Annotated in this window: 8 protein-coding genes; 6 read left to right on the top strand and 2 right to left on the bottom strand. The window is 71.5% G+C overall.

Features of this window, described 5'->3' with window-relative positions; genetic code table 11:
- Positions 1–490: 490 nt before the first annotated feature.
- Positions 491–1,480: a malate dehydrogenase gene (locus B9S61_RS03265; protein WP_103540826.1), complete on the top strand. Its 990-nt coding sequence runs from the start codon at positions 491–493 to the stop codon at positions 1,478–1,480.
- Positions 1,481–1,557: 77 nt separating this feature from the next.
- Here B9S61_RS03265 and B9S61_RS03260 read toward each other — a convergent pair whose 3' ends face one another.
- A complete protein-coding gene (locus B9S61_RS03260; RefSeq protein ID WP_103540825.1) occupies positions 1,558–2,460 on the bottom strand; it encodes a helix-turn-helix domain-containing GNAT family N-acetyltransferase in 903 nt (300 codons plus the stop codon).
- Positions 2,461–2,702: 242 nt separating this feature from the next.
- On the opposite strand from B9S61_RS03260, the gene B9S61_RS03255 reads away from it, so the two are divergent.
- The 5 genes from B9S61_RS03255 to B9S61_RS03235 all read left to right on the top strand — a co-directional run bounded on the left by B9S61_RS03255 (position 2,703) and on the right by B9S61_RS03235 (position 10,223).
- Positions 2,703–4,223 carry an aldehyde dehydrogenase family protein gene (locus tag B9S61_RS03255; RefSeq protein WP_103540824.1) on the top strand — a complete coding sequence of 507 codons (1,521 nt, stop codon included), beginning with the start codon at positions 2,703–2,705 and terminating at the stop codon, positions 4,221–4,223.
- 193 nt (positions 4,224–4,416) lie between these two features.
- Complete coding sequence (locus tag B9S61_RS03250; protein ID WP_103540823.1) at positions 4,417–5,958, top strand: GMC family oxidoreductase; 1,542 nt, start codon at positions 4,417–4,419, stop codon at positions 5,956–5,958.
- Positions 5,955–7,034 (top strand): glycine betaine/L-proline ABC transporter ATP-binding protein, encoded by a 1,080-nt coding sequence (locus B9S61_RS03245; protein ID WP_103540822.1) that lies wholly within the window; start codon positions 5,955–5,957, stop codon positions 7,032–7,034. The genes B9S61_RS03250 and B9S61_RS03245 overlap by 4 nt, the downstream gene beginning before the upstream one ends.
- A gap of 64 nt (positions 7,035–7,098) precedes the next feature.
- On the top strand, positions 7,099–9,117 hold the full coding sequence (locus B9S61_RS03240; RefSeq protein WP_103540821.1) for a proline/glycine betaine ABC transporter permease: 2,019 nt from the start codon (positions 7,099–7,101) through the stop codon (positions 9,115–9,117).
- A 101-nt stretch (positions 9,118–9,218) separates the two neighbouring features.
- Complete coding sequence (locus B9S61_RS03235) at positions 9,219–10,223, top strand: ABC transporter substrate-binding protein (RefSeq protein WP_103540827.1); 1,005 nt, start codon at positions 9,219–9,221, stop codon at positions 10,221–10,223.
- A 111-nt stretch (positions 10,224–10,334) separates the two neighbouring features.
- Here B9S61_RS03235 and B9S61_RS03230 read toward each other — a convergent pair whose 3' ends face one another.
- Positions 10,335–10,841, bottom strand: a complete 507-nt coding sequence (locus tag B9S61_RS03230) for a carboxymuconolactone decarboxylase family protein (RefSeq protein ID WP_103540820.1) — start codon at positions 10,839–10,841, stop codon at positions 10,335–10,337.
- Between the last annotated feature and the right edge of the window lie 91 nt (positions 10,842–10,932).

Genomic DNA, 10,932 nt, shown 5'->3' with positions numbered 1-10,932 from the left:
GTCCGCGAGCTGCTCCGCCGGGACGGTGACGGGTTCGTGTCCGGTGCTGTGCTCGCGGGCCTGGGCGTTGGTGGGAGTGACCCGCGTGCGTGAGCCGTATGGGTGTATATGTGTGGGGGAATCGTGTGGACGTGAATGCCGCGTCGAAAGGCGGGCACGCGGAAAGTACCCCCACGGGAGTCCGGCACGGTCGGTCCCCGACGGCGGTCGCCCCGTCCCCACCTCTCCCGGACGGAGCGGCCGCCCCTTTCCGCCCTCCCGGCTACCCCCGTACGCGCGCGGTCACTCTGTGGGGCGGGCCACAGGGAGCCCGGCCGTCGGTGCCCGCGGATGCGCGATAGCCTGACCGCTGGATCTCTCTTGACGCCAAGAGATCGATCATTCGAACCGATGATCGATCATCGTGGTGGACGCCGGTCACGAGCCGGAGCGGGATCCCGCACCCCGGGGCAGGGACCGCCCCACCGCCAGCTGTCATACGGAGAACGCCATGACCCGCACTCCCGTGAACGTCACCGTCACCGGCGCGGCCGGCCAGATCGGCTACGCCCTGCTCTTCCGCATCGCCTCCGGCCAGCTGCTCGGCGCGGACGTGCCGGTCAAGCTGCGCCTGCTGGAGATCACCCCGGCGCTCAAGGCCGCCGAGGGCACGGCCATGGAGCTGGACGACTGCGCGTTCCCGCTGCTGCGGGGCATCGACATCACGGACGACCCGAACGTGGCCTTCGACGGTGCCAACGTCGGTCTTCTCGTGGGCGCCCGCCCGCGTTCCAAGGGCATGGAGCGCGGTGACCTCCTCGAGGCCAACGGCGGCATCTTCAAGCCGCAGGGCCAGGCCATCAACGCCCACGCCGCGGACGACATCCGCGTCCTGGTCGTCGGCAACCCGGCCAACACCAACGCGCTGATCGCCCAGGCCGCCGCCCCGGACGTCCCGGCCGCGCGGTTCACCGCCATGACCCGGCTGGACCACAACCGCGCGCTGACCCAGCTGGCGAAGAAGACCGGCGTCCAGGTCTCCGAGATCAAGAAGCTGACGATCTGGGGCAACCACTCCGCCACCCAGTACCCGGACATCTTCCACGCCACCGTCGCCGGCAAGAACGCCGCCGAGGTCGTGAACGACGAGAAGTGGCTGGCCGAGGACTTCATCCCGACCGTCGCCAAGCGCGGCGCCGCGATCATCGAGGCCCGTGGCGCCTCGTCGGCCGCCTCCGCCGCCAACGCCGCCATCGACCACGTCCACACCTGGGTCAACGGCACCGACGAGGGCGACTGGGTCTCCATGGGCATCCCGTCGGACGGCTCCTACGGCGTTCCCGAGGGTCTGATCTCCTCCTTCCCGGTCACCGTGAAGGACGGCACGTACGAGATCGTCCAGGGTCTGGAGATCAACGAGTTCTCCCGCGCCCGGATCGACGCCTCCGTCAAGGAGCTCGAGGAGGAGCGCGACGCGGTCCGCGGTCTCGGCCTCATCTGACCGTCCCGCACCAGGCCCGCGAGCCATGCGAGCCCCGTACCGGTTCCACCGGCGCGGGGCTCGACGCGTTCGGGTGCTCAGCGGGACAACCGCTTCTCGAACCAGTGATCGGCGTACACGTGGTCGTCGTAGGCCGGGATCTCGGTGTAGCCGGCCGACCGGTACATCGCCCGCGCCTCGGTGAGCGCCGCGTGCGTGTCCAGCCGTACGACGGTCCAGCCGCGGCGCAGCGCCTCCGTCTCCAGCGTGTCGAGGACGCGGCGCGCCAGACCGAGCCGGCGGGCGTCGGCGTGGACCCAGACATGCCGGATCTCGCCGGTCCCGGCGGCCTGCCGGAGCAGCGCCCCGCAGCCCACCGGGCGCCCCTCCTCGTACGCGACGAAGAACGCCCCCGCGGCCCCCGACACCTCCTCCGCGCCCACCAGGTCCGTCCGGTCGAAGCCCTCGGGGAAGCGGACGTCGAGGTCGTCGGCGTAGGCGTCGAGGCAGGCGCGGGCGTCCGGGTGGTGCCCGTCGACGCGCTCGACGGTGATCGCCGCCAGCCGCAGCAGGCGCCGGGTGGTCGCCATCGCCTCGGTGAGCCGCGCCCGCCCGCCGGGATCCAGCCGCCCGAGCACTCCGGCGGCGAGTGAGTCGGCGCGGCGGTTCTGCTCCGTGACCTCGGCGCGTCCGGCCCGGGTCAGCCGGACCGTGCGCAGCCGGCTGTCCTGCGTGTGCACACTCAGCCGGACCAGGCCCTGGGCCCGGAGGGTCTTCGTCATCCGGCTCAGATACCCGGCGTCCAGACCGAGCCGGCTCCTCAGCTCGCGCAGGGACACACCGTCCGGGCCCTCGCGCTCCGCGATCTCGAAGAGCAGCCGGGCCTCGCCGAGGGGCCGGTCCTGGCCCAGGTAGTGGTCGTCGAGCGCGCCGATCCGGCGCGTCAGGCAGCGGTTGAAGCGGCGGAAGTCCGCCACCTGCTCCGGCGATACTGGCTCCATGGTTCTTTGACTCTAGTCAAAGGAACGGCGGGTCACCAGTGGGCGCGGGCGCCGCACGCGTGGTTGATGAGTGCTTTCTCCCGCTTTCTCCTCGAATTCAGTGACTCGGCGCACTTCCGGCCATGGATTCGGCATGCATTCGGGGCGGCAGGGCAGGAGCACCCGGTCTCGTGGATGACACATGTGGCTGACACATGCGTGGTGCACGGACGCGGAACAGGAACGGAAGGCAGTTACCGAACATGGCGGACAGCACAGAACTTCAGGTGCGCGGCACCATCCACGCGGGAGGCGAGTGGCGGGCCGCCGTCTCGGGAGCCGCCCGCGAGATCCTCGACCCCGCGGACGCCCTGCCGTTCGCCCTGGTCGCGGAGGGCGACGAGAAGGACGCCGACCTCGCGGTGGCCGCCGCGCGCCGGGCCTTCCACGAGGGCCCCTGGCCGCACACGCCCGTCGCCGAACGGGCCGCGCTGCTGCGCCGCGTCGCCGGACTGCTCCTGCGGGACCGTGAGGAGCTCGGCCTGCTGGAGAGCCGGGACGCGGGCAAGACCGCCGAGGAGGGCCGCGTCGACATCGACTGCGTGGCCGACGCCTTCCGCTACTTCGCCGACCTGGTCGCCGGGGAGGCGCCCGGCCGCGTCGTCGACGCGGGCTCACCCGACATCCACAGCGTCGTCGTGCACGAGCCGGTCGGCGTCTGCGCGCTCATCACCCCCTGGAACTATCCACTGCTGCAGGCCAGCTGGAAGATCGCCCCCGCCCTCGCGGCCGGCAACACCTTCGTGGTCAAGCCCAGCGAGATCACCCCGCTCACCACCGTCGCCCTCATCGGCCTGCTGGCCGAGGCCGGACTGCCCGCCGGTGTCGCCAACATCGTCACCGGCCCCGGCCACACCGTCGGCGCCCGGCTGGCCGAGCACCCGGACGTCGACCTGGTCTCCTTCACCGGCGGCCTGGTCAGCGGCACCAAGGTCGCCCAGGCGGCCGCCCCGAGCGTGAAGAAGGTGGCCCTGGAACTCGGCGGCAAGAACCCGAACGTGGTCTTCGCCGACGCCTGCGCCACCGAGGAGGGCTTCGACACCGCGGTCGACCAGGCACTCAACGCCGCCTTCATCCACAGCGGCCAGGTCTGCTCCGCGGGCGCGCGGCTCATCGTCGAGGAGTCGGTCAGGGACCGCTTCGTCGCCGAACTCGCCCGCCGCGCCGAGCGGATCAGGCTCGGCCGGGGCACCGCGGACGGCGTCGAATGCGGTCCGCTGGTCTCAGAACAGCAGCGCGCGAAGGTCGAGGCGTACGTCGAGTCCGCGCTGAAGGAGGGCGCGGTACTGCGCTCCGGCGGCAAGCGGCCCGAGCCGTCCGCCGAACGCCCCGAGGCCGGCTACTTCTTCGAGCCGACCGTCCTGGACCGCTGCCACCGGGAGATGCGCGTCGTACGCGAGGAGGTCTTCGGCCCGGTCCTCACCGTCGAGACCTTCCGCACCGAGGACGAGGCCGTCGCCCTCGCCAACGACACCGAGTACGGGCTGGCCGGCGCCGTATGGACCGCCGACGCGGGCCGCGCCCGGCGCGTGGCCGGACGCCTGCGCCACGGCACCGTGTGGATCAACGACTTCCATCCCTACCTCCCACAGGCGGAGTGGGGCGGTTTCGGCAGGAGCGGAGTCGGCCGGGAACTGGGCCCGGCCGGTCTCGCCGAGTACCGCGAGACCAAGCACATCTACCAGAACCTGGCGCCGAAGCCGGTGCGCTGGTTCGCGGGCTGATCCGCGGAAGCCGTGCACGCACACCCGGCGGTGTCCCCGCACCGCCGCCCGGTCCGGCAGCACGCTTCGTCCGGCGGTACCGCTCGCAGCACTCGTACCGCCCGCTCCGCAGCCGGCCGTCCCGCCCGTCACGCGGCTCCTCGCACCGCGACCCACCCACCTGTCCCCGAGTCCCCGGAGGAGTACCACCCCGATGCCCGCACAAACCCACGAACGTGAACTCGTCTACGACTACGTCGTCATAGGCGGCGGCACCGCAGGGTCCGTCATCGCCTCCCGGCTGACCGAGAACCCGGATGTCACCGTCGCCGTCATCGAGGGCGGCCCCAGCGACGTCGGCCGCGACGACGTGCTGACCCTGCGCCGCTGGATGGGCCTGCTCGGCGGCGAGCTGGACTACGACTACCCCACCACCGAGCAGCCGCGCGGCAATTCGCACATCCGGCACAGCCGCGCCCGTGTCCTCGGCGGCTGTTCCTCGCACAACACGCTCATCGCGTTCAAGCCGCTGCCGTCCGACTGGGACGAGTGGGAGGCCGCCGGCGCCGAGGGCTGGGGCGCGGTGCAGATGGAGGCGTACTACGCCCGCCTCGAGAACAACATCGTCCCCGTCGACGAGAAGGACCGCAACGCCATCGCCCGGGACTTCGTCGACGCCGCGCAGACGGCCCTCGAGGTCCCGCGCGTCGAGGGCTTCAACAAGAGGCCGTTCACCGAGGGCGTCGGCTTCTTCGACCTGGCCTACCACCCGGAGGACAACAGACGTTCGTCGGCGTCGGTGGCGTACCTGCACCCGGTGATGGACGAACGCGCCAACCTCACGATCCTGCTGGAGACCTGGGCGTACCGGCTGGAGCTGAACGGCACCCGCGCCGAGGGCGTCCACGTACGCACCAAGGACGGTGAGGAACTCCTCGTCAAGGCGCGGAGCGAGGTCGTGCTGTGCGCCGGCGCCGTCGACTCGCCGCGCCTGCTGCTGCACTCCGGCATCGGCCCCAGGGCCGACCTGGAGGCACTCGGCATACCCGTGGCGCTCGATCTGCCCGGCGTCGGCGAGAACCTGCTCGACCACCCCGAGTCGGTGATCGTCTGGGAGACCGACGGTCCCCTCCCCGACAACTCGGCGATGGACTCCGACGCCGGCCTGTTCGTGCGCCGTGACCCGCAACACGCGGGCCCCGACCTGATGTTCCACTTCTACCAGATCCCGTTCACCGACAATCCGGAGCGACTGGGCTACCGGCGGCCGGAGTTCGGCGTCTCCATGACCCCGAACATCCCCAAGCCGAAGTCCCGCGGCCGGCTGTACCTCACCAGTGCCGATCCCGAGGTCAAGCCCGCCCTCGACTTCCGCTACTTCACCGACGAGGACGACTACGACGGCCGCACCCTCGTCGACGGCATCCGCATCGCCCGCGAGATCGCGAAGACCGAACCGCTGGCCCACTGGCTCAAGCGCGAGGTCGCCCCCGGAGCCGACGTCACCGGTGACGAGGAACTCGGTGAGTACGCCCGCAAGGCCGCCCACACCGTCTACCACCCGGCGGGCACCTGCAGGATGGGCGCCGCCGACGACGAACAGGCCGTCGTCGACCCCGAACTGCGGATCCGCGGCCTGGAGGGCATCCGGATCGCGGACGCCTCCGTCTTCCCGACCATGACCGCCGTCAACCCGATGATCGGAGTCCTCATGGTCGGCGAGCGCGCCGTGGAGCTGATCGGTGGTGCCAAGTGACCACCACCGCCACTGACACCCCGGTCGCCGACACCCCCGTCTTCTCCGTCGACGGACTGTGGAAGGTCTTCGGCCCCAAGGCCGACCGCGTCCCCGGCGACCCGGACCTCACCGCCCTCGACCCCGCCGAACTGCGCGCCCGCACCGGCTGTACGGCCGCCGTCCGCGATGTGAGCTTCGACGTCCGCAAGGGCGAGGTCTTCGTCGTCATGGGCCTGTCCGGTTCCGGCAAGTCCACCCTGGTGCGCTGTCTGACCCGGCTGATCGAGCCGACCGCGGGCACCATCGTCATCGACGGCGAGGACGTCCGCGCCATGGACAAGGCACGGCTGCGCGAACTGCGCCGGCACCGCGCCGCCATGGTCTTCCAGCACTTCGGCCTGCTGCCGCACCGCACCGTCCTCGACAACGTCGCCTACGGCCTGGAGATCCAGGGCATGGGCAAGGCGGAGCGCCGCGAGAAGGCCGCCGAGGTCGTCGCCAAGGTCGGCCTGGAGGGCCTGGAACAGCGCAGACCCGCCCAGCTCTCCGGCGGTCAGCAGCAGCGCGTCGGCCTCGCCCGCGCCCTCGCCGTCGACCCCGAGGTCCTCCTCTTCGACGAGCCGTTCAGCGCGCTCGACCCGCTGATCCGGCGCGACATGCAGGAGGAGGTGATCCGGCTGCACCACGAGGAGGGCCGCACGATGGTCTTCATCACCCACGACCTCCAGGAAGCCCTGAAGCTCGGCGACCGGATCGCCCTGATGCGCGACGGCCGGGTGGTCCAGCTGGGCTCGCCCGAGGAGATCGTCGGCGCACCCGCCGACGACTACGTCCGGGAGTTCGTCCGGGACGTCCCGCGCGAGCAGGTCATGACCGTCCGCACCGCGATGCGCCCCGGGGGCTGCGGCGGCCCCGACCACCCGGGGGCCCTCGCACCGGACACCGTCGTCTCCGGCGCCATCGAGGTCGTCGCCCGTACCGGCCGGGCCGCCTGCGTCGTGGAGAACGGCCGCTGCCTGGGCCGGGTCGACCACGCCGACCTCCTGCGGGTCGTCGCCGGAATCGACGGCCGCCCGGCGAAGGAAGCCGCCTGATGGGCGCCGGCATCAGAACCGGCGCCGCGGACACGGCCACCGCAACCGCACGGGGGTGGAGCATATGAGCGCCGTCACCACCCCCGCCCCGCCCTCCCCGCCCAGGGAACCGGCCAAGGAGCGGGAGCCGCGCCCGGCCCGCTCACGGCCGGCCCACCCGCTGCTGCGCCGCCTCCTCCCGCTGGCCGTCGCCGCGCTCGTGCTCGTGCCGGTCGCGGCGGCCCTCTGGGGCAGCGGAGCCTGGCCGTCGGCGCTGACCGCCGACGTCAAGACACCGCTGGACGACGCCTACGCCTGGGTCGTGCGCAACCGGGACACCAGCCCGGTCTTCCTCTACTTCCTGCTCCACCTCAGCAACTGGTCCGACAGCTCCGTCAGCTGGATGACGGACCTGCTGGTGAACATCGGCTGGTTCCCCGTGACGGTGGGCGCCGTCCTGCTCTCCTGGCGCATCGGCGGCCTGCAGAGCCGGCGCGGGCTCAAGCTCGCCGGCATCACGCTGGCCTCCTTCGCGATGTGCGGCGTGCTCGGCATGTGGGAAGCCACCATGGAGACCCTCGCCCTCATGGCGATCGCGGTCACCGTGTCCGCGGTCATCGGCGGCCTGCTCGGCCTGGGCGGCGGTCTGTCGGACCGCTTCGAGAAGATCCTGCGCCCGGTGCTGGACACCATGCAGATCATGCCGGCGTTCGCCTACCTGCTGCCGCTGGTGCTGCTCTTCGGCATCGGTGTGCCCTCCGCGCTGATCGCCACGATCGTCTACGCCGCCCCGCCCATGGCCCGGCTCACCGCGCTCGGCCTGCGCGGCGCCGACGCGGGCGTGATGGAGGCCGCCCGGTCACTGGGCGCGAGTCCGTGGCAGCGGCTGCTGACCGCACGTCTGCCGCTGGCCCGCAAGGAGATCCTGCTCGGCCTCAACCAGACGATCATGATGGCGCTGTCCATGGTCACCATCGCCTCCGTGGTCGGCGCGGGCGGCCTCGGCGAGGAGGTCTTCCAGGCCCTGTCCACCGTGGACGTCGGCAGGGCGCTCGCCGCGGGCATCCCGATCGTGCTGCTGGCGGTCTGGCTGGACCGCACCACCGCCGCCGCCGGCGACCGGCTCGGCGAGGGCTCCGATCCCTCCGCCGTCCGCCTGCTGCACGGCCTGCGCGGCTGGAGCCTGACGGCCGGCGTGGGCGTCGTGGTCTCCGCGGTGGGCGCCGCGCTGCTCATCGAGGAGTGGCCCGAGGCGTGGACCGTGGACATCTCCCAGCCGGTCAACAGGGCCATGGACTGGTTCACCGGCCACCTCGCCGAGGGCGTGCCGGTCCTGGGCGGCACCCGCACCTGGGCCGACGGCTTCACCACCTGGGTGCTCGACCCGCTCCGCGACGGCCTGACCGCCACCCCGTGGTGGCTCCTCGTGCTCGTCGCCGCGGCGCTCGGTCTCCTCGCGGGCGGCTGGGGCGCCATGGCCACGGCTGCCGTGTCGATGGCCGGCATCGGCGTCATCGACGTGTGGAACAACTCCCTCGACACTCTGTCGCAGGCCATCGCGGGCGTCGTCGTCACCCTCCTCCTCGGCTTCCTCGTCGGGGTGGTCGCCGCCCGGGTACCGGTGGTGGAACGGGTGCTGCGGCCGCTGCTCGACACCATGCAGACCCTGCCGCAGTTCATCTACCTGATCCCGGTGGTCGCCCTGTTCAACGTGGGCCGCTCCGCCGCCGTCGCCGCGGCGGTGCTCTACGCGCTGCCCGCCGTCATCCGGATCACCGTGCAGGGCCTGCGCCAGGTGGACCCCGCGGCGCTCGAGGCGTCCCGCTCCCTGGGCGCCGGCACCTTCCAGCAGATCCGCCAGGTCCAGGTGCCGCTGGCCCGCCCGGCGCTGATGCTCGCCCTCAACCAGGGCGTCGTCCTGGTCCTCGCCATGGTCATCATCGGCGGCTTCGTCGGCTCCGGCGCCCTCGGCTACGACGTCGTCTTCGGCCTCCAGAAGAGCGCTCTGGGCACCGGCCTGACCGCCGGCGTCGCAATCGTGCTGCTCGGTCTCGTCCTGGACCGCACGACCCAGCGCACCCGGGCCGCGACCGGCGCGCCATGACCTCCCACCCGGGGTCCGCTCCGGCACCCCGCGGGGCACCGGCCCCGCACCCGACCCCACGCACCGTCCGCCCCACCGAAATGAGAGAACCCGCCATGCGCATGAAGAACCCGAACCCGGCCGGCCGGAAGAACCCGAACCCCGGCGGGAGCAGAACGCGCCTCACCCGCGCCGCGGGCGCCGCCGCCGTCGTCCTCGGCCTCACCGGCCTGACCGCCTGCGGCGCCGCCGACACCGGCTCGTCCTCGTCCAAGGGCTCCTCCGGCTCGGTCACCATCGCCGTGCCCTCGTGGGTCGGCGCGGAGGCCAACGCCGCCGTCGCCCAGTACATCCTCGAGAACGAGCTGGACACCAAGGCCGAGCTCACCCAGCTCGACGAGTCGGTCGCCTTCGACGCCCTCAACAGCGGCAAGGTGGACGCCATCCTGGAGGACTGGGGCGGCGCCCCGAAGAAGGTCGACCTGTACGTCGAGGACAAGAAGACCGTCGTCGCCGGCGGCGACCTCGGTGTCGTCGGCCACATCGGCTGGTTCGTGCCGAAGTACCTGGCCGACGAGCACCCGGACATCACGGACTGGAAGAACCTCAACAAGTACAAGAACCTCTTCAAGACCGCCGAGAGCGGCGACAAGGGCCAGCTCCTGGAGGGCTCGCCGTCGTACACCACCAACGACGACGCGATCATCAAGAACCTCGACCTGGACTACAAGACGGTCTACGCCGGCTCCGAGGCCGCCCAGATCACCCAGATGAAGGAGAACTACAAGGCCAAGAAGCCCTTCATCACCTACTGGTGGACCCCGCAGTGGCTGAACGCCCAGCTCGACCTGGTCGAGGTGAAGCTGCCCGAGTACAAGGAGGGCTGCGACGCCGAACCCGAGAAGGTGGCCTGCGCCTACGCCCAGACGCCGCTGCAGAAGTACTTCAACGCCGACTTCACCAAGGAGGGCGGTGACGCGGCCCAGTTCCTGAAGAACTTCAACTGGACCGCCGAGCAGCAGAACGTGGTCGCCTCGATGATCGCGGACGAGAAGATGAGTTCGGAGGCGGCCGCCGAGAAGTGGGTCAAGGCCAACAAGGACGTCTGGCAGAAGTGGCTGCCCTGATCCGCGGCCCCCGCACCGGCCCACGGCGATCTCCGGCAGCGCGTCGGCCGCGCGCTGCCGGGGTCCCGGGCCGGACCCCCGACCCCGGCGGCGCGGCGGACGTACGAGCCGTCAGTGGCGCTGTCCCGGCCGGTAGTGACCCGGCGTCATACGGCACGTCACCCCGAACCGGTTCCACGCGTTGATCACCGTGATCGCGGCGATCAGCTGGGACAGCTCCGCCTCGTCGAACCGCTCGGCGGCCCGCCCGTACACCTCGTCGGGCACGAAGCCCTCCGTCAGTACCGTGACGGCCTCCGTCAGCTCGATCGCCGCGAGTTCCTTCTCCGTGTAGAAGTGCCGCGACTCCTCCCACGCGCCGAGCTGCACGATCCGCTCGACGCTCTCGCCCGCCGCGAGCGCGTCCTTGGTGTGCATGTCGATACAGAAGGCGCAGTGGTTGATCTGCGAGGCGCGGATCTTCACCAGCTCGTACAGCTTCGGGTCGAGGCCCTTCTTCGCGGCGGAGTCCAGCCGGACCATCGCCTTGTAGACCTCGGGAGCGTGCCGCGCCCACTCCAGCCGGACCGGCAGCTCGGCGGCGTACGGCTCGGCCACTGTGGTTTCGGTGTTCGTCATGCCTCGACCGTACGAGCCGGGCAGCCCACGGGTATGGTCCATTTCCATGGCGGAACGCCGGTCCACTTCGCGAAGCGGCCCGCAGGGCATC

It is taken from the genome of Streptomyces sp. SM1, assembly GCF_002910825.1.
GTDB lineage: Bacteria > Actinomycetota > Actinomycetes > Streptomycetales > Streptomycetaceae > Streptomyces > Streptomyces okerensis.
The sequence above is the reverse complement of the archived record's forward strand: the minus strand, read 5'-3'. Positions and strand labels throughout refer to the sequence as shown.

Coding starts and splice junctions, on each gene's coding strand:
- B9S61_RS03250 (WP_103540823.1), top strand. CDS start 4,417: ATGCCCGCACAAACCCACGAACGTGAACTCGTCTACGACTACGTCGTC.
- B9S61_RS03240 (WP_103540821.1), top strand. CDS start 7,099: ATGAGCGCCGTCACCACCCCCGCCCCGCCCTCCCCGCCCAGGGAACCG.
- B9S61_RS03255 (WP_103540824.1), top strand. CDS start 2,703: ATGGCGGACAGCACAGAACTTCAGGTGCGCGGCACCATCCACGCGGGA.
- B9S61_RS03260 (WP_103540825.1), bottom strand. CDS start 2,460: ATGGAGCCAGTATCGCCGGAGCAGGTGGCGGACTTCCGCCGCTTCAAC.
- B9S61_RS03265 (WP_103540826.1), top strand. CDS start 491: ATGACCCGCACTCCCGTGAACGTCACCGTCACCGGCGCGGCCGGCCAG.
- B9S61_RS03235 (WP_103540827.1), top strand. CDS start 9,219: ATGAAGAACCCGAACCCGGCCGGCCGGAAGAACCCGAACCCCGGCGGG.
- B9S61_RS03230 (WP_103540820.1), bottom strand. CDS start 10,841: ATGACGAACACCGAAACCACAGTGGCCGAGCCGTACGCCGCCGAGCTG.